This window comes from Ensifer canadensis, assembly GCF_017488845.2.
Classification (GTDB): domain Bacteria; phylum Pseudomonadota; class Alphaproteobacteria; order Rhizobiales; family Rhizobiaceae; genus Ensifer; species Ensifer canadensis.
Map to the genome: position 1 here is coordinate 2918455 of NZ_CP083370.1, position 18520 is coordinate 2936974.

Sequence of the window (18520 nt, forward strand, 5' to 3'; positions counted from 1 at the left end):
TTGTTAGCAGAAACCAGCCTGTTTTAACAATTGGTAGGCTTGAATTACTGCGCGAAAACGCTCCTCCGATCCCCTGTCCCCGCCATTGGCATCAGGGTGGTGTTTCTTGACCAGATCCTTGTAGGCCGCCTTGATATCGCTGGCTGTCGCCGAAGCGCTAAGGCCGAGCGTTTCATAGGCCTTGGCTTCGAGCGTCTTCAGCTTGCGCTGGCGCGGCTCAGGACGGCCGGCGCGCGCTTTTGCCTCACTGACGAACCCGAAGGGATCGCGCATGCGCGCCTGCGCCCCGGCAGAGCCCGAACGGGTCTGCGATTGGGTCGGACTATTCTTGGCATTCTTGTTGACGCCGACCGTCCAAGTCGGACGATGCCCGGTCACCGCTTCCTTCTGATAGCGCGCGACTTCGCTGTCGGACAGACCGGAGAAGTAGTTGTAGCCCTTGTTGTATTCCTTCACATGCTCGAAGCAGAACATGAAATACTGCCCCTCGGCGTTGCGGCCGACGGGTGCGCGATGAACGCCCTTCTTGTCGCAGCCGTCCCACTGACAGGTGGGGGCGGCCGGCTCTGCGCGCGGCTCGACCTTGCGCCGTGTCCGAATGCGATCGAAGTATTTTGAATCGAGTCTCATGGCGCTCATTATGGGGGTTGGCCGGGGCCACAACAAGAATTGACAAAGCGGAATGTTGCTGGCTTTGTGCGGGCATTTTGCGCCGCCTAGGCCGCGCTGCCGGACCCGACCAACATAAGGGCATCCAGCAACCAAGGAAATGGGACGGAAGAATGTCGCTGCGGGACACGATCGAACAGAAATTGACCGAAGCCTTCCACCCCGAACGGCTGGCCGTGATCAACGAGAGCCACCTGCATGCGGGTCATCAACCTGATTTCGACGGCGGCGGCGAAACCCACATGCGGGTCCGCATCGTTGCCGACGCCTTTGCCGGCATGAGCCGAGTGGCGCGCCATCGCGCCATCAACGACCTGTTGAAGCCCGAACTCGACGCCGGCCTGCACGCGCTGGCCGTCGAGCCTGCAGCCCCCGGTGAGCCGACGCGCTGGTAGGCATCAGCCGATCGGCGTCTGGTCCTCGGCCGGGCGGATCCTGAGTTTCGTGATCCGGTTCTTCACCCGCTTCATCACGATGAAGCGCTTGCCATGGAAGGTGAAGGCCTGGCGCTCCTCCGGGATGCTTTTCGACTCGTGGATCACCAAACCGGCGACCGTCGTCGCTTCCTCATCCGGCAGTGACCAGTCGAGCGCACGGTTGAGGTCACGGATCGGCACCGAGCCGTCGACCACGATGGACCCGTCTGCCTCCTGGCGAACACCCTGGATATCGAGATCGTGCTCGTCGGCGATATCACCGACGATCTCCTCCAGAATATCCTCCAGCGTCACCAGTCCCTGAACCTGACCGTATTCGTCGACGACGATAGCAAGATGCAGCTTGCGGCGCAGGAAGGCGTTGAGCTGGTCCTTGAGGTTGGTCGTGTCGGGGACGAACCAGGGTTTCTGCGCGATCTTGACGATGTCGAGGTTTTCCGGCTCGACATCCGGCTCGGCAAGCGCGCGCAGCAGATCTTTCGAATGCACCACCCCGATGATGTTGTCGGTGGAGCTCCGCCACAGCGGCAGGCGCGTGAACGGGCTCTGCAGGATATCGCGCACGCAGATTTCAGGCGGATCGTCGGCGTTGATCGCCCGCATATTGGTGCGGTGGATCATGATGTCGGAAATCTCGAGTTCCCCGAGATCGAGCACGCCGCCGAGCCGATCCCGGTCGGCCTTGATGACCGAGCCTTCGCGGTGCAGCAGGTCGACTGCGCCGCGCAGCTCGTCATGCGCCGAAAGCATCGACATGTCGGACGAAAGGTTGACGCCGAAGAGAAACAGGATGCGCCGCACGATGCCGTTGACAAGGCTCGACAGCGGCCCGGCCACGGCGACGAAGGGGCGAACCAGCGGCGCGACGGCAAGTGCAAAGCGATCCGGCGACGCAATCGCCCAACTCTTCGGCAGCACTTCGGAAAAAATTACCAACAGCACGGTCATGACGACCGTGGCGATCGCCACGCCCGAATTGCCGAGCAGGCCGATCAACAGGCTCGTCGTCAAGGACGAGGCGAGAATGTTGACGAGGTTGTTGCCGATCAAAAGCGCGCCGATCAGCCGATCGCGGCGCTCGATCAGGCGATTGACGATACCCGCCCGCTCGTCGCCATTGTTCTCAAGCGAATGCATGCGCGAGCGCGAAGCCGCAGTCAGAGCCGTTTCGGAGCCCGAAAAGAAAGCGGAAAACAATAGCAGGCAGAAGACCGCGGCAATCGACAGCCAGTATTCGCCGAGAAATGCCAGGAATGCTTCGCCGGTCATTGCGGGTGCTTTTCCCTCAGGAAGCTCAGGACCTCGGAGGCCGGCACATCGTCGGCGACGAAGGACTGGCCGATGCCCCGGGTCAGGATGAAGGTGAGCTTGCCGCCCTTGACCTTCTTGTCCTGGGCAATCGCGTCCATCAGCTTTTCAGCCGGCGGCAGGCTACCGGGGATTTCGGTCATGCGCGTCGGCAGGCCGACGGCTCTCAAGTGCGTTTCGACCCGGCTCGCATCATCGGCGCTCGCAAGGTTCATGCGCGTCGAGAATTGATGCGCCAGCACCATGCCGATCGCCACGCCCTCGCCATGCACCAGGCGGGCGCTGTCGTATTCGGTGGCGGCTTCCAGCGCGTGGCCGAAGGTGTGGCCGAGGTTGAGCAGTGCACGCAAACCGTTCTCGCGCTCGTCCGCCGCCACGACATCGGCCTTGGCCTGGCAGCTCACTGCGATTGCCTCGATGCGCGCAGCCCCGCCGGAAAACACCGCCTGCCAGTTTTTCTCCAGCCAGGCGAAGAAGTCCGGCTTGTCGATCAGCCCGTATTTCGCAACCTCGGCATAGCCGGCGCGGAATTCGCGCGGGCTCAGCGTGTCGAGCACATCCGTGTCGGCAAGCACCAGATCCGGCTGGTGGAAAACGCCGATCAGGTTCTTGCCGTGCGGCGAATTGATACCGGTCTTGCCGCCGACCGAGGAATCGACCTGCGCCAGCAGCGATGTCGGGATCTGGATGAAGCGCGAGCCGCGACGCACGATACCGGCCGCAAAGCCGGTCAGGTCGCCGATGACACCGCCGCCAAGCGCGATCACCGCGTCGTTGCGCTCGATCCGTGCACCGAGTATGGCTTCGCAGGCGGGAATGAGATGCTCGAAACTCTTGGTCTTTTCGCCCGCCGGCAACACCAGCGACACGGCTTCGATGTCTCTCTGCTTCAGGCTCGCCATCAGCGGTTCGAGATAGCGCGGACCGACGTTTTCGTCGGTGATGACGGCCACCTTGCGCCCCTTGAGGCGCGAGGCGATCTCGTTGCCGGCAGCAGCGATCAGCCCCGGACCGATCAGAATGTCATAGGAACGATCACCGAGATCGACGCGAACCTTGCGCTCGGCAGCAGGCATCACATGGCTATTCATCATTTGGCACTTTCCGGAAATCTATGACGGCGGTGAGAACGTCCTCCACCATCGTCTCCTTGCTCACATCGCGCGACATCACCGTCAGATCGGCTTCGGCGTAGATCGGGTAGCGGGCGCGCATCAGGTTTTCGAGCGTCTGCTTGGGGTTCTCGGTCTTCAACAGAGGACGTGTGTCGCGCTTGTTGACCCGCTCCCAGAGCACGTCCAATTCGGCATTGAGCCAGATCGTCAAGCCGCCGCGCTTGATCTGGCGGCGCGATCGCTCGTTGATATAGGCGCCGCCGCCGGTGGAAACGACACGGGGGCCGGTGCGCAGCAGGCGTTTCAACACACGTGCTTCCAGCGCCCGAAATTCGTCCTCGCCGTAGCGGGCAAAGAGATCGCTGATCGTCATGCGCGAGACGCGCTCGATCTCGTGGTCGGAATCGACGAAGGGAATGCCGAGCGCCTGCGCCGCCAACCGGCCGATCGCGGATTTTCCGGCGCCCATCAGGCCGATGAAAACGAGATTGCGTTTACCGAGCGCAAGCTTCGCCCGTTCGGCAAGCGTCGCGGAAACCGGTTCGATCACGTCGTTCATTGGACTTCTTATTCCCCATTCCCTTCCGGTATCGACAAATCGGGGTGGAGCGTCAAGCCGTCGCGCGCGTCCGTGCATGCTTCTTGAACTTGGCGAAAGGGGCGTTCATATAGATCGGGCATCTACCAAAGTGCGGCGCGTCCGGTCCAGCGCGCACACGGTTGCCCCAGCACATTCAACGGCTGCATGATTTTATCCTTAAATTCGTTCCGGTTTAAGGGATCCTGCGGAGGAAACTGAAATGCCCACCCTCTTCCGGTTCCTGTTCTTCTGCGGCGTCATCGCCGGGCTGATCTACGGCACGATGATCGCGCTCGTCACCTTCGTCGAGCCGGTCGAGCGCAACGTGACCGTGAAGATCCCATCCGAACGGGTCAACAAGACACAATGAGCGATCTTTCCGCGGCACACGTCGAGGCCTTCCTCGAAATGATGAGCGCCGAACGCGGCGCCGCCGTCAATACGCTGCAATCCTACGAGCGCGATCTGGAAGACGCCTTGTCCCACATGCGCGGCCGCGGAACGGGGCTGACGAGTGCGGCGACCGACGATCTCCGGCATTATCTCGCCCATCTGGCGGGCCAAGGCTTCAAGCCGTCCTCGCAGGCGCGCAGGCTGTCGGCGCTCAGGCAGTTCTACAAATTCCTCTATGCAGAAGGCCTGCGCACCGACGACCCGACAGGCATACTCGATGCGCCCAAAAAGGGTAGAAGCCTGCCGAAGACGCTGAGCATCGACGACGTGTCACGACTGATCGGCCGGGCCGAGACCGAAGCCGAGGCGACGGCAGGCGGACCGGAGCGGCTTTCCAAGCTGCGCATGCACGCTTTGATGGAGCTTCTTTATGCCACCGGCATGCGTGTCAGCGAACTGGTGTCGCTGCCCGCAAGCGTGCTCGCCCAGAACGGGCGCTTTCTCGTCGTCCGTGGCAAGGGCAACAAGGAGCGGCTGGTGCCGCTCTCCCAGGCCGCGATCCGCGCGATGCGTCTTTATGGGGCAGCCCTCGAAGAAGAAACGGCAAAAGCCGACAGGGGCGAGCGCGAAAGCCCGTGGCTGTTTCCGTCAACGGCAAAGGCAGGTTTTCTCCCCCGCCAGGTCTTTGCCCGCGACCTGAAATCACTGGCGGCGCGTGCCGGCATCCGCGTGGCGACGATCTCGCCGCATGTGCTGCGTCATGCCTTCGCCAGCCACCTGCTTGCCAACGGCGCCGACCTTCGTGCCGTCCAGGAACTGTTGGGTCACTCGGACATTTCGACGACACAAATCTATACACATGTTCTGGAAGAACGGCTGCACGACCTCGTGCAAAACCATCACCCTCTTGCCAAACAGGCGAAAAAACAGGATTAGGACCGCCGGGCAGGCTGGTTTCGGCCGGCAGATCCTTGTGGCAAAACGATCGGAAACGCATCTCATGCACAACTATCTCGATTTCGAAAAACCTATCTCCGACCTCGAAGGCAAGATTCTCGAACTGAAGAAGCTCGCTGGCGAAGACGAGAGTGTGAACACTTCGGATGAGGTCGAACGGCTCGAGACACGGGTCCGCGATGCGATGGCCGAGATCTATTCGAAGCTGACGCCGTGGCAGAAGACCCAGGTCGCCCGCCACCCCTCGCGTCCGCATTTCCTCGATTACGCCTCGGAACTGTTCACCGAGTTCACGTCGCTTGCCGGCGACCGCAACTATGGCAATGACGAGGCCATCCAGGCCGGGCTTGCGCGTTTTCGCGGCATGCCTGTCGCCGTCCTCGGTCAGGAAAAAGGCAGCGATACCAAGTCGCGCATCAAGCACAACTTCGGCAGCCCGCGCCCTGAAGGCTACCGCAAGGCGATCCGGGTCATGGAAATGGCCGACCGCTTCGGCCTGCCGCTGATCACGCTGATCGACACCGCCGGTGCCTATCCCGGCGTCGGCGCGGAAGAACGCGGCCAGGCGGAAGCCATCGCCCGCTCGACGGAAATGTGCCTGAACGTGCGCGTGCCGATCGTCACCGTCGTCATCGGCGAAGGCGGCTCCGGCGGCGCAATCGCGATCGCCACCGGCAACCGCGTCTATATGCTCGAGCATGCGATCTACAGCGTCATCTCGCCGGAAGGCGCAGCCTCGATCCTCTGGCGCGATTCGACCCGCGCCAAGGAAGCCGCCAGCAACATGAAGATCACCTCAGAGGACCTGAAGGCGCTCGGCGTGATCGACGGCATCATTCCCGAGCCTGTCGGTGGCGCGCACCGCGATCCGCAATCGGTGATCGCCCGCACCGGAACGGTGATTGCCGACGCTCTGAAGGAATTGTCCGGACGCAACGGCGACGAATTGCGCACCGATCGCCGACAGAAGTACCTGAATATCGGCCGGAACCTCTGATCCGACGCGATTGTTCGCCGAAAATTCGCAACCACAAATCGGACTGTGGCCAAATCTTGGCCATATTCGTACGGTCATGAACAACGGCGTGCGCAGCGTGCCCTGCAGGGTTAAGAATTCGTGAAGTATAATGGCTTACTGATTCCCTAAGGGCCCTTCTGCGAACGCGGCTCTCACTGACGAATTTTGGTTTGAACGGGCTTTCGCCGATGCGCTTGAGAAACCTTGTAGCCACCGCCGCTGTCGCCGCGCTGCTTGCCGGCTGCACCAACGATGCCCTGGATACGGCGACGGTCGATCTTTCGACTGTCAAGAACAAGACCGAATATCAGCTCTCGAGCAAGATGAGCGCCAAGATGAGCGAGCTCGGGATGCAGAAGACATCCCCGATCGCGCTGCGCATCTTCAAGGAAGAAGGCACGCTCGAAGTCTGGAAGGCCAACACGTCCAACCGCTTCCAGCTCTTGAAGAGCTACAAGATTTGCGCCTGGTCGGGCAAACTTGGTCCGAAGGTGAAAGAAGGCGACCGTCAGGCGCCGGAGGGCTTCTATCCGCTGTTCCCGCAGCAGCTGAATCCCAACTCGAAATACTATCTGGCGATCAACACCGGCTACCCCAACACCTATGACCGCGCCAACGGCCGTCAGGGTACGCATCTGATGATCCACGGCGCCTGTTCGTCGTCCGGCTGCTACTCGATGACCGACGAGCAGATGATCGAGATTTTCGCCATGGCGCGCGACGCCTTCAAGGGCGGACAGCAGAGCGTCCAGCTGCAGGCATTTCCTTTCCGCATGACCGCCGAGAACATGGCGCGTCATCGCAACAATCCCAACATCGATTTCTGGAACATGTTGAAGGTCGGCTACGATCAGTTCGAAGTCACCAAGCGTCCTCCGGAAATCAATGTCTGCGAGAAGAAATACGTCTTCAACCAGCAGGGCAGCGCCGCCTTCAACCCGGGCGGCACGTGCCCGGCGATGTCGACCCCACCTGCCTTGCAGATGGCCATGTCGACTTTCGAAAAGGGCTATAAGCTCGACTACGACAAGGCCATGAAGAAGTATGACGGCATGGTCTGGTATGAGCCGAGCGAGGCCGAGCGCAAGGCGATCGTCGCCAAGCAGCGCACCGGCCGCGAGCTTGCCTACGCGCCGACCGGCAATTCGATCGATGCCGGCAAGCTGATGAAGGCAAGCGACCTCGAAAAGAAGCTAGCCGCGCAGAAGGAAGCCGAAGAAACCAAGCTGGCTGTCGAGATCCAGAAGAAGGAACTGGAAAAGGCGACACAGGGTGGCACCCATGTGCCGGTTCCGGCCGCCAACCCGATCCCCCAGCCCGTGCTGCAGGCAGCCGTCGAGCAGCCGGCCAAGAAATCCTTCTGGAGCCTGTTCTCCAGGAGCGAACCCGCAGAACAGGCACCGGCACCCGTCGCCGAAGCTCCGGAGCAACAGGCTGCCGTTCAGCCGCAGACACAACCGGCAGGCACAGCGGCAAAGCAGACACGGTCGGCTGGAGCCCAGCAAAAGGTTCAGCCCGAGACGACCGCCGTGGCATCGGCAAATGCCGAAGGCGCCGTCGAGCCTGCAGCCGAAGCGCCTGTTGCCGTGGAGCAGCCACCGAAGAAGCGGCCGTTCTGGAAGATCTGGGGCAATTGATGCCTGGCGAAGAGAAGACGATTTACGACCTCAGGGGGCTTAAGTGCCCCCTTCCCGTTTTGAAGGCGCGCAAACGCATCGCCTCCATGGCTGCAGGCGCGCTGCTCGAGATCGAGACGACCGATCCGATGGCGGTGATCGATATCCCGCATTTCTGCCGGGAAGACGGCCACAGCCTCGAAGCGGCCTCGCCGGCCGACGGCGGTTATCGCTTTCTGATCCGCAAGGGCGCTTGAAGCCAAACAGCAGCGTCCGTGGTCTTGAACCGTCCGCACCGCGTCCCTTGTGTAATGCGTTCGCGCTGGCAGACCTGATGCGACGCATGCGCCCGTGGGTCGGGTTTCCTTGACGAAAGGCGTGGCCGTGTTGATAGGGCAATCGTCGTCGCGGTCCTCAGTGGAGCGGATGAGGGCGATGAAGCGCAAAATGGATCGGAATATCGTCCGCGGTTGCGAACTGGCCAGCCACCCCTATGAGCAACGGATCGTCATTCTCGAGCGGAACGGTGCTATCGCCACCCCCGGTGATCAGGTGAGACCATGGTGGAAGAATTGGACGCGCAGCGAAGCCGTCGTCAGCGCGACGAATAACGTCGTGTGATTTTCGCGACCAAAGGCCCGTTCGACCACCGACTAAGGTCCCCTAGAGTCGGACCTTAGTCGCCGCTAGATTTTGCAGGATCGTACAGAGTGAATGTCTGCCAAACTGACAACCAGCGTGCGAAATCCGATTTATCGCGTTTTTTGCCTGTGATGCCGGAATTGGCGGTCGCATTTTTAAAGAACAGGGAACATAAAAACACTAGCAGGTGATCGGGCAAATTTCATGGACTCCGTTGGGAACGACACAGAAACCGCCAAGCAAACCTTCCTGCTGAACCTGCGCCAGGCAGCAACCTTGAGAAACCTGCTGTCGACATTCCAGCGACTGCGGCTTGAGGTGCAGTTCATCATCATTGCCTCCTTCGTCGTTGTGGCGTTGATGATCGCACTCGCGGTCTGGACGACGAACCGTCTGGAAAAGACCGTCTTCAATAGCGTCGGCTCGCTCGGCGCTGCCTATCTCCAGACATTTGTTGCGCCGCTGATCTCCGAGGAGGACATCAAACGCGGCGTGCTGCCGCCATTCGTCGAAGACAAACTCAAGCAGCTGCTGGGCACCAGCGCGCTCGGCCAGCATGTCCACGAGCTGAAGATCTGGGGGCCAGACGGAAGCCTGATGTATTCGACTTCGGGCAAGGAGATCGACGAGGAGGTTGTCTTCGAAGAGCTACAGCGCGCCTTGGCGGGCGAGATCGTCGTTTCGCGTACGATGATCGAGAAACACGAATACACCGGTGACGAGCAGCGCGGCATGTACATCGAGGTCTACGCCCCGCTCGTGCGAAACGAAGCCGGCAAGGTGCTGTTGGTCGGTGAATTCTACGAGCGCCCCGATTTCCTGGTGGGCGAACTGTCGACGGCCTGGCGGGAGACGATCAGCATCGTGCTTCTCGTCTCGGTCCCGATGCTGGCGCTCCTCTTCCTGATCGTTCGTAGCGGCAGCCTGCTCATCGATCGCCAACACGCCGCCATCCGCCACAGCCTGCGACGCGCGCTGGAACTCTCCAACCAGAACCGACGGCTGCGTGGGGCTGCGGAAACGGCGCGGCTCGAGGCCGGCAAGCTCAATGAGATGATCCTCGACCAGATCGGTACGGATCTGCACGATGGTCCGGTCCAGCTGTTGACCTTGCTGAAGCTGAGGCTGAGCGATATGGCCACGCAACCGATCGGCGGCCAGTCAGCGGATCCGGTAAGGCGGCAGGATATCGACAAGCTGGTCAGTACGGTTACGACGGCACTTGAGGAGCTGAGGAACATTTCGACCGATCTCGTGCTGCCGGAGCTCGACGACATGTCGCTCAGCGACACGATCCAGCTTGCGGTAAGGCGGCACGTGGATGTCATCGGCCGCGAGATCGATGTTGTCGGACTGATCGCCTCGCAGACGGTCGATCCACACCTCAACATCTGCGTCTATCGTTTCATCCAGGAAGCCCTGATGAACAGCGAGCGACATGCGCCGGGCAACCGCCAGCACCTGCGCTACGGCACGCGCCATAACCGCCTCTTCATCACCGTGGCCGATGTGGGCACCGCACCATCGACGACTGTGTCCGTGCGCAGCACCGGCCGCACAGGGCTCGGCACCATCACGCAGAAGCGCCGCATTCGCGCATTTGGCGGTCGCATGCGTACCATCCGCCGGGCGAGCGGAACGGTGGTAACAGCGGTTCTGACACTCGATCACAGCGGCGGCTCGTTCGATCGTCACTAGAGCATGTCGTCACCGCAAAACCGCTTTGCGCGACATGCGCTAGTTGATGCGCCGTGATGCGCTGCGTTCGGCAGAGCCGTCCGGCAACACATCCAGGCGCTGCGCCGCCAGCACCACTTCCACACGGTTCCTGACGTCGAGTTTCTGCATCAACACCGTCATGTAATGCTTGACGGTCTTTTCGCTGATATCGAGGCAGGCCGCTATTTCGCGGTTGGTGCTGCCACGCATGAGATGGCGAACGATCTGCTCTTCGCGCAGGCTCAGGCGTCGTTGTGCCTGGGATCGCCGACGGATTTCCGCTGTCTTCATGGCCATGATGACCTTGGTCGCGAACCCCGCCGTGATGAACGTTTCACCGTCATAGACCGTGCGTATGGCCTCGTGCAGGTCGCTGGCGCTGCTGCCCTTCAGCACATAGCCAGAGACCCCGTAGTTCAGGACTTGTATCGCGGTTTCAATGCTTGAATTTGCGGTGAAGACGATGATCCGCGTGTCTTTGTATTTTTGCGTAACCAGCTCGATAGCCGCAATGGCATCGCCGGGCATGCTCAAATCGAGCACGAGAACTTCAGGTGAAAATTCTTCAACTATTTTCAAAGCATCGACCGCGTTTTCGCCCTTCGCGACGATCTCGAGGTCACTTTTTCCAGAATATAAGCTGACCAGTCCTTCCAGGAGGATCGGATGGTCGTCAACAAATGCAACTGATATCGACATGGTCGTTGCTCTCCCTCCGCAACAAACATGCTAGTTCATCAGATCAGTGTTTTAAAGAAGACACTAACTTCTAGTTAATTTGGCAAGCACAGAAATATCGGTCCGACGTGGCGAAAGGCGCGGACTAAACATCGACAATACCGCGCAAATACTCGCCCTTTTTGATTTAAGAGGCCGACAAGCACCGTATGGGAAAAACCGGACAAAGGTTCGTTGACTTCAATCTTTACAGGCAGTTATAGATCTGACACCGCGTGTTGATTGGTGAATCCACGCGTCCATGGCACAAACATCGCCATTCTCAGAGCGGTTTCGGCAAGTTAGAAGTAAAGCCAAAATATTAGCCCAAAAATGTTTATGCGCCTGCTGAAACGTCACCCGAAAGTACTACAGATTTTAACCGTTTCCCGCGCCATTTGCAGCAAAAGACGGCCGGCGTCACGCAAACAATTCTAGAATTTCATTCCAGGCACCACGAGAGGATTATCGGAAAGCGCCTGCGCGTCGGGACGATCAATGCGTGGCTTGCCCGTAAAGGCATCGAAAAGGTCGCGCACGAATGCTTCGCTCAACCCCTTGGTGATCAGCACCATACGCGTGCGCCGATCAGCCGGATCCGGCCAGACGGACAGCCGCTCCGGCGTGTGAAAGACATTCTGCACGCCATGCAGGACCAACGGCCGCTCCGGATTGTCGGAGACTGCGACAATCGCCTTCATCCGCAACAGCTTCTCGCCATGGGCCGAGCGCAATAGATCGATGAACATGTCGAGCGCCATCGGCTCGATCGGCCTGTCATGCACGATGCTGAACGAACGGATGTCCGCCCCGTGGCGCGTCGCATCGTGATGATGGTGGTGGTGGTGGTGGTGGTGGTGGTGGTGATCATGATCGCGATGGTGGCCGTGGTCGCCGTCATGATGATGCTGATCGTGGAGATGATGCCCATGATCGGCTTCGTCCTGCAGCCAGCGGCCGACATCGGCGATCTTCGACGCCGGGTCGTAAAGGCCGCAGGCAAAGAGCGCGCCCCGCCCTGCTTCGGGACTGTCGCCATCAATGAACGGCGCGCGCGGATTGAGCGCCCGCAGTCGCAACCGTAACTCGTCCAATTGTGCCTGGTCGGCAAGGTCCGCCTTGCTGATGACGATGCGATCGGCGACCGCGACCTGCTTCAGAGCTTCCTCGTGGTTGGCAAGCGTCTGCAGCCCGTTGACCGCATCCACCACAGTCACCACGCCATCGAGACGAAAACTCTGGGCAATCACCGGGTTGCCGATCACCGATTGCAGCACCGGCGCCGGGTCGGCAAGTCCGGTCGTCTCGATGACGACGCGCTTCAGCGGCTTGATCCGGCCGGTCTGCATCCGGTCCATGAGGTCGGCAAGCGTATCCACCAGCTCGCCGCGCACCGTGCAGCACAGGCAGCCGTCGGAAAGCTCGATGACGCCGTCGCTTGAGGCTTCCACCAACAGGTGGTCGATGGAGACATCGCCGAATTCGTTGATGATGACGGCCGTATCCGAGAGATCCGGGTCCTTCAGAAGCCGGTTCAGCAGCGTCGTTTTGCCCGCACCGAGAAAACCGGTCAGGATCGAAACCGGCACGGCCGGCAGTGGGCTAACCATTGGAAACTCCGATCAGAGGCTCGGCCGCGGCACCGGGATCGGCACATTGGCGACATCGCCCTGGCCAGCCGGATCGGCGCCCACCTTGGCCAGCTTGTCGCCGCTGCCGGGGATGAGGCCGGCAAAGGCCAGCTTCAGCGGACGGCCGATCTCGTGGATGAACGGCGAGAGCAGCTTCTGCCGCCCGGCTTCGTCACGCCCTTCGCTGCGCACCTTGGCTGCCGCTTTCGAGCAGATCTGCTTGCTGACATCGGCAACCAGGTCGCGCGTTTCACCATAAGGCGCGATCTGTACCAGCGACGGCTTGGCTGTTCCCGATGTCGTCAGCGCCGTCTGCAGCAGGCGCGCGGATTCGTCGGCACGGGCGCCGAGGCTGTCTTCGCCAAGCACGACGGAAACGACGCTGCGGCCATCACGCGTCGCCGAGGAGACCTGGTTGAAACCGGACGCGCAGATGAAACCGGTCTTCATGCCGTCAGCGCCTTCGAACCGGCCGATCAGCATGTTGTAGTTCGCATAGTCCTTCTTGCCGGTGGTGAACCCTTCCAGCGAGAAATAGGACGCGTATTCGGGAAACTCGCGCTTCAGCGTGATCGCCAGCACGGCAAGGTCGCGCGCGGTGGTGTACTGGCCGGGCCCCGGCAGGCCGTTGGCATTGATGAAATGCGACGACGTCATGCCGATGCGGCGCGCTTCGGAATTCATCCTGTCGATGAAGGCGGGCTCGGAACCGCCAACGGTTTCGGCGATCGCCACGGCCACGTCGTTCGCCGACTTCACCAGCATCATCTTCAGCGCGCTGTCGAGCGTCATCGCCTGGCCGGGCTTGTAGAACATCTTGCTCGGCGGCTCCGAAGCGGCGTTCTTGGTCATCACCACAGGGCTTGTCAGCGCCAACTGTCCCGACTTGATCGCCCGGAAGGTGGTATAGGCCGTCATCAGCTTGGTCAGCGACGCCGGATACCATTTCTGGAAGATGTCCTGATGCTCGTAAACCTTCAACGTATTGACGTCGACGACGAGCCGCGGATTGGCAACCGCCGGCATAGCCATGAGAAGGCTCGCGCAGGCACCGGCCACGATACCCACTGCTCTTGCCTTGCCTCGCATGAAAAATCCTGCTGTCACCACCATAGTCCTCGAAATTCCGCTGTTGCCTCGTCTCGTCCGGCTATTTAGCCTATATGGCGAGGAGATGGCAAAGCCCATTCGTTGGCTGCTGCGCCAATCCACCGCAGATAGATGTGATCGAACAGACCGACAGGACTCAACTCATGCCGATTCTCAACCGCGCCGCCGAACTGCAAAACGAAGTCACCGAATGGCGGCGTCATCTGCACAAGAACCCCGAGCTCCTGTTCGCGGTGGAAAATACGGCAGCCTTCGTCGAAATGAAACTGAAGGAGTTCGGCGTTGACGAAATCGTGACCGGCCTTGGTCGGACCGGCGTCGTCGGCCTGATCAAGGGCAATCTCGGTGCTGGCCGCACCATCGGCCTGCGCGCCGACATGGATGCGCTGCCGATCACCGAGACATCAGGCAAGTCCTGGGCGTCGGAAACTTCCGGCAAGATGCACGCCTGCGGCCATGACGGCCACACCGCCATGCTGCTCGGCGCGGCCAAATATCTGGCCGAGACCCGCAACTTCGCTGGCAGCGTCGCGGTCATCTTCCAGCCGGCAGAAGAAGGCGGCGGCGGCGGCAACGAGATGGTCAAGGACGGCATGATGGAGCGCTTCGACATCGCCGAAGTCTACGGCATGCACAATATGCCTGGCATGCCCGTCGGGCATTTCGGCAGCCGCGTCGGCGCGATCATGGCCTCGACCGACGAGTTCACCATCACCATCAAGGGCCGTGGCGGCCATGCGGCCCAGCCGCACAAGACGATCGACCCGATCGTCATCGGCACGCAGATCGTCACTGCATTGCAGACAATCGCGTCGAGAACGGTCGATCCGCTCGCTTCCGTCGTGGTCTCGGTCACCAAATTCAACGCCGGCTTTGCCCACAACGTCATCCCGGAGGAGGCGGTGCTCGGCGGCACCGTGCGCACCCTGAAGCCCGAAGTGCGCGATATCGGCGAGACCCGCATCCGGCTGATCGCCGAAGGCATCGCCGACGTCTATGGCGCAACCGTCGATGTCTGGTACAGCCGCAACTATCCGGTGACCGTCAACCATGAGGACGAGACGGGCTACGCGCTGAAGGCAGCGGCGGAAATTGCCGGCGAAGGCAATATCAGGCCGTCGCTCGATCCGATGATGGGCGGCGAGGATTTCTCCTACATGCTGCTCGCCCGCCCGGGGGCCTTCATTTTCATGGGCAACGGCGACACCGCCGGGCTGCACCACCCGGGCTATGACTTCAACGACGAAGCGATCCCGCACGGGATTTCCTATTGGGTGAAACTCGCGGAAACGCGACTTGCCGCCTGAGGCGCGAGCGGGAGGCGGCACGATGCATCAGATCGACAAGATAGACCGTAGAATTCTCAACATCCTGCAGGCGGATGGCCGGATCACCAATCTGGAGCTTGCCGATCGCATCGGCCTGTCACCGACGGCAACAAGCGAAAGACTGCGCCGGCTGTTGAAGGAAGGGTATGTTTCGGGCTTCGGCGCCCGTCTCGATCCGCAGAAGCTCGGCTTCGGCCTGCTCGTCTTCATCGAGGTCATGCTCGACAAGACGACGCCCGACGTGTTCGATCAGTTCGCGATCGCGATCAAGCAGGCGCCGGCGGTTCTCGAATGTCACATGGTCGCCGGCGGCTTCGACTATCTCGTCAAGACCCGCTTCGAGGACATGGCGGCCTACCGCAATTTCCTTGGCCAGGTGCTGTGGACGCTGCCGGGCGTCAAGGAAACCCGCACCTATGCTGTCATGGAAGAGATCAAGAACGACGGGCCACTGCCGCTCGTCTGAGACCAAATAAGAATGACCCCGGGAGCCGATGGGATCCCGGGGCAAGCACTTTAGTACGGCACCCCTGAACCCGCGCTTACGCCGCGTCGAGCGACGCCATGTCGATGACGAAGCGGTAGCGGACGTCGCTCTTGACGACACGCTCGTAGGCTTCGTTGATCTCCTGGATCTTGATCGTTTCGATCTCCGAGACGATGTTGTGGGCGCCGCAGAAGTCGAGCATTTCCTGGGTTTCCTTGATCGAACCGATCATCGAGCCGGAAATGCTGCGGCGGGCCGGAACCAGCGCGAAGGCATGGACCGGCACGGCATTTTCCGGAATACCGACCAGCACGAAATCGCCGTCGACCTTCAACAGGTTGAGATAGGCGTTCCAGTCGATCTCGGCTGCGACCGTGCAGATGATCAGGTCGAACTGGCCCTGAAGCGTCTTGAAGGTTTCCGGATCGTTGGTGGCGAAGTAGTGGTCGGCACCGAGCTTCAGCCCGTCTTCCTTCTTCGACAGGCTTTGGCTGAGCACCGTCACCTCCGCGCCCATGGCGTGGGCGATCTTGACGCCCATATGGCCGAGACCGCCCATGCCGACGATCGCGACCTTCTTGCCGGGACCGGCCTTCCAGTGACGAAGCGGCGAATAGAGCGTGATGCCGGCACACAAAAGCGGTGCCGCCGCGTCGAGCGGCAGGTTTTCCGGGATCGACAGGACATAGCCTTCCTTGACGACGATGCTGTCGGAGTAGCCACCCTGCGTCGCTGTCTTGCCGTCGGCCTCGACGCCGTTATAGGTCACCACCAGACCTGGCATGTAATGCTCCAGATCGACGTCGCGTGTCGCGCAGGTGGTGCACGAATCGACGAAGCAGCCGACGCCGGCGCGGTCACCCACCTTGAATTTGGTGACCTTGGAGCCGACGGCGGTGACGATGCCGACGATCTCGTGGCCGGGGACCATCGGGAAGGCCGAGTTGCCCCATTCGTTGCGTGCCTGGTGAATGTCGGAGTGGCAGACGCCGCAATATTTGATGTCGATCACCACGTCGTTGTCGCGCGGCTCGCGACGTTCGAAGGTGAAGGGCGTCAGCGGTTTCGACGCGTCGGTCGCCGCATATCCTCTTGCAATGGCCATCAGTCTGTCCTTCAATTTTGGGAGATGCGAAATGACCGGAGCGTTACCGGCAGATCGCAGGCAGGGACTATGCGTTCGCGATCGGCAAAAGCGTTATCGCGATCCTGCAAAGTTTTTGCCCGATCCTGCAAGAATGAAAAATATATGATGGCAATAGCGCTTCGAAGCCTTATCTGAGCATTGCCGCACACAATGCTAAGCCGCTGGAAAGACCACAGAATATGACAGCCACGCGACAGACTGCCAGACAGGACATGATCGACGTCATTGCCCGGATCACCGGGAAGGACGGCGACCACCAGACCGCAATCCCAGGTTTGAGCATTCATCGCCATTCCGGCGACGCACCCGTCAATTGCGCGGCCTACAAGCCGAGCCTTGCGATCATCGTCCAGGGCGCCAAGCGCGTGGTACTCGGCGACGAGACGCTGATCTATGGCGCTTCCGATTATCTGCTGACGTCGATCGACCTGCCGGTGTTGTCGCAGGTCTGCAAGGCTTCGGCCGACGAGCCTTATCTCAGCTTCGCCTTCCAGATCGATACGGCCAAGATTCCGGCATTGCTCGACTTTCTGGCGCAGGGGCATATGCCGGCCTCCGCCTCGCCGCGCGGCATGACGGTCAGCAAGATCACACCTGACCTCGAAGATGCAGCACTCAGGCTCTTGCGGCTACTCGACCGGCCCGACGATATTCCCGCACTGCTGCCGCTGGTCGAGCAGGAAATTCTGTATCGCCTGGTGACCGGCCCGCACGGCCACCGGCTTCGCCAGATGGCAACAGTCGAAAGCCAGCCGCATCAGGTCGGCCGCGCCGTCGCCTGGCTGAAGGAGCACTATTCCCGGCCGCTGCGCATCGACGACCTAGCGAGCCGGGTCTCGATGAGCGTTTCGTCGCTGCACCACCATTTCAAGGCGATCACCGCAATGAGCCCGCTGCAGTACCAGAAGCAGTTGCGGCTGCAGGAGGCGCGGCGGCTGATGCTGGAAGAAAGTCTCGATGCCGGAGATGCCGGCCATCAGGTCGGCTACGAGAGCCAGTCGCAATTCAGTCGCGAATATGCCCGCCACTTCGGCGAGCCGCCGTTGCGCGACATCGGCCGCGTGCGCCGTACGTTGGTCGAGCGCTTCTCCGGCGAGGCGGAGATGCTGAGCGAGGGGTGATACGCCTCAGGTTCTTTCGATATCCCCGGGAATATCAGCTACGCTCGATATCCCGCCTGAGCACGATCGACGTCGTCAGATCCTCGACGTTGTCCATGGTCGCCACTTCGTTGCGCAGTTCATTCAGCGCGTTGATGGAGCCGACCTCGACCTCGACGACCAGATCGAGCTGGCCGCTGACGGAGGAAACCTTGCGCACGGAAGAAAAGCCGGCGAGCCGGTCAAGCACGCCGATCGACGGCGTACGCTGCAGCGTGACGAGCAGGAAGGCCTGGATCTGCCCCTCCTCCAGCTGGCCGATATCGGCGCGGTAGCCGCGAATGATGCCCGCCTTTTCCAGGCGGGTGACGCGCTCCGTCGTCGCACTTCGGGAAAGCCCGATCCTGCCCGCCAGCGACTTCATCGGGATGCGCGCCTCCCGCGACAGGATGCTGAGGATCGTCCGGTCGATCGCGTCGATGTCCTGCATGATTTCCGCCTCCGAGCGCGCCGACAAGATGACGGTTATTATAAACATAATGTCGG

The 18520-nt window shown here is 60.9% G+C and carries 20 protein-coding genes; 11 read left to right on the forward strand and 9 right to left on the reverse strand.

Features of this window, described 5'->3' with window-relative positions:
- Nucleotides 1–3: 3 nt before the first annotated feature.
- On the reverse strand, nt 4–639 hold the full coding sequence (locus tag J3R84_RS14330) for a J domain-containing protein (protein ID WP_025424658.1): 636 nt from the start codon (nt 637–639) through the stop codon (nt 4–6).
- Nucleotides 640–782: 143 nt separating this feature from the next.
- Between J3R84_RS14330 and J3R84_RS14335 the strand changes: the two genes are divergently transcribed.
- Complete coding sequence (locus tag J3R84_RS14335; protein ID WP_025424659.1) at nt 783–1064, forward strand: BolA family protein; 282 nt, start codon at nt 783–785, stop codon at nt 1062–1064.
- A 3-nt stretch (nt 1065–1067) separates the two neighbouring features.
- Here the strand turns inward: J3R84_RS14335 and J3R84_RS14340 are convergent, their stop codons facing one another.
- From J3R84_RS14340 to J3R84_RS14350, 3 genes are read right to left on the reverse strand one after another with little or no spacing between them, the layout of a single operon-like run.
- Nucleotides 1068–2375, reverse strand: coding sequence for an HlyC/CorC family transporter (locus J3R84_RS14340; protein ID WP_025424660.1), 1308 nt, complete (start codon nt 2373–2375; stop codon nt 1068–1070).
- Nucleotides 2372–3505, reverse strand: a complete 1134-nt coding sequence (gene aroB, locus J3R84_RS14345) for a 3-dehydroquinate synthase (protein WP_025424661.1) — start codon at nt 3503–3505, stop codon at nt 2372–2374. The genes J3R84_RS14340 and aroB overlap by 4 nt, the downstream gene beginning before the upstream one ends.
- A complete protein-coding gene (locus tag J3R84_RS14350) occupies nt 3498–4088 on the reverse strand; it encodes a shikimate kinase (protein ID WP_025424662.1) in 591 nt (196 codons plus the stop codon). The genes aroB and J3R84_RS14350 overlap by 8 nt, the downstream gene beginning before the upstream one ends.
- A 241-nt stretch (nt 4089–4329) precedes the next feature.
- Here J3R84_RS14350 and J3R84_RS14355 point away from each other — a divergent pair, with 241 nt between their 5' ends.
- The 7 genes from J3R84_RS14355 to J3R84_RS14385 all read left to right on the forward strand — a co-directional run bounded on the left by J3R84_RS14355 (nt 4330) and on the right by J3R84_RS14385 (nt 10433).
- Nucleotides 4330–4479, forward strand: coding sequence for a hypothetical protein (locus tag J3R84_RS14355; protein ID WP_025424663.1), 150 nt, complete (start codon nt 4330–4332; stop codon nt 4477–4479).
- Nucleotides 4476–5438, forward strand: a complete 963-nt coding sequence (xerD, locus tag J3R84_RS14360) for a site-specific tyrosine recombinase XerD (protein WP_025424664.1) — start codon at nt 4476–4478, stop codon at nt 5436–5438. The genes J3R84_RS14355 and xerD overlap by 4 nt, the downstream gene beginning before the upstream one ends.
- 64 nt (nt 5439–5502) lie before the next feature.
- Entirely contained in the window at nt 5503–6456 is a 954-nt protein-coding gene (locus tag J3R84_RS14365) for an acetyl-CoA carboxylase carboxyltransferase subunit alpha (protein WP_025424665.1), read from the forward strand.
- Between the two features lie 209 nt (nt 6457–6665).
- Nucleotides 6666–8114 (forward strand): L,D-transpeptidase family protein, encoded by a 1449-nt coding sequence (locus J3R84_RS14370; protein WP_025424666.1) that lies wholly within the window; start codon nt 6666–6668, stop codon nt 8112–8114.
- Nucleotides 8114–8350, forward strand: a complete 237-nt coding sequence (locus J3R84_RS14375; protein WP_025424667.1) for a sulfurtransferase TusA family protein — start codon at nt 8114–8116, stop codon at nt 8348–8350. The genes J3R84_RS14370 and J3R84_RS14375 overlap by 1 nt, the downstream gene beginning before the upstream one ends.
- Before the next feature lie 178 nt (nt 8351–8528).
- Nucleotides 8529–8714 carry a hypothetical protein gene (locus J3R84_RS14380; protein ID WP_025424668.1) on the forward strand — a complete coding sequence of 62 codons (186 nt, stop codon included), beginning with the start codon at nt 8529–8531 and terminating at the stop codon, nt 8712–8714.
- Nucleotides 8715–8939: 225 nt separating this feature from the next.
- Nucleotides 8940–10433, forward strand: a complete 1494-nt coding sequence (locus tag J3R84_RS14385) for a sensor histidine kinase (RefSeq protein ID WP_203529792.1) — start codon at nt 8940–8942, stop codon at nt 10431–10433.
- Between the two features lie 39 nt (nt 10434–10472).
- Here J3R84_RS14385 and J3R84_RS14390 read toward each other — a convergent pair whose 3' ends face one another.
- From J3R84_RS14390 to J3R84_RS14400, 3 genes are all read right to left on the reverse strand, one after another.
- Nucleotides 10473–11153, reverse strand: a complete 681-nt coding sequence (locus J3R84_RS14390) for a response regulator (RefSeq protein ID WP_025424670.1) — start codon at nt 11151–11153, stop codon at nt 10473–10475.
- A 452-nt stretch (nt 11154–11605) separates the two neighbouring features.
- Nucleotides 11606–12781: a CobW family GTP-binding protein gene (locus J3R84_RS14395; RefSeq protein WP_113567682.1), complete on the reverse strand. Its 1176-nt coding sequence runs from the start codon at nt 12779–12781 to the stop codon at nt 11606–11608.
- Nucleotides 12782–12793: 12 nt separating this feature from the next.
- Nucleotides 12794–13864, reverse strand: a complete 1071-nt coding sequence (locus J3R84_RS14400; RefSeq protein WP_025424672.1) for a D-alanyl-D-alanine carboxypeptidase family protein — start codon at nt 13862–13864, stop codon at nt 12794–12796.
- Nucleotides 13865–14055: 191 nt separating this feature from the next.
- Between J3R84_RS14400 and J3R84_RS14405 the strand changes: the two genes are divergently transcribed.
- Complete coding sequence (locus J3R84_RS14405) at nt 14056–15219, forward strand: M20 aminoacylase family protein (RefSeq protein ID WP_025424673.1); 1164 nt, start codon at nt 14056–14058, stop codon at nt 15217–15219.
- A 22-nt stretch (nt 15220–15241) separates the two neighbouring features.
- Nucleotides 15242–15706 carry an Lrp/AsnC ligand binding domain-containing protein gene (locus tag J3R84_RS14410; RefSeq protein ID WP_025424674.1) on the forward strand — a complete coding sequence of 155 codons (465 nt, stop codon included), beginning with the start codon at nt 15242–15244 and terminating at the stop codon, nt 15704–15706.
- 76 nt (nt 15707–15782) lie between these two features.
- Here the strand turns inward: J3R84_RS14410 and J3R84_RS14415 are convergent, their stop codons facing one another.
- The gene (locus J3R84_RS14415) at nt 15783–16832 is read right to left on the reverse strand and encodes an NAD(P)-dependent alcohol dehydrogenase (RefSeq protein ID WP_025424675.1); all 1050 of its coding nucleotides are present in this window, start codon (nt 16830–16832) and stop codon (nt 15783–15785) included.
- Nucleotides 16833–17053: 221 nt separating this feature from the next.
- Between J3R84_RS14415 and J3R84_RS14420 the strand changes: the two genes are divergently transcribed.
- Entirely contained in the window at nt 17054–17995 is a 942-nt protein-coding gene (locus J3R84_RS14420) for an AraC family transcriptional regulator (RefSeq protein WP_025424676.1), read from the forward strand.
- A 34-nt stretch (nt 17996–18029) separates the two neighbouring features.
- Here the strand turns inward: J3R84_RS14420 and J3R84_RS14425 are convergent, their stop codons facing one another.
- Complete coding sequence (locus J3R84_RS14425) at nt 18030–18512, reverse strand: Lrp/AsnC family transcriptional regulator (protein ID WP_051509126.1); 483 nt, start codon at nt 18510–18512, stop codon at nt 18030–18032.
- Between the last annotated feature and the right edge of the window lie 8 nt (nt 18513–18520).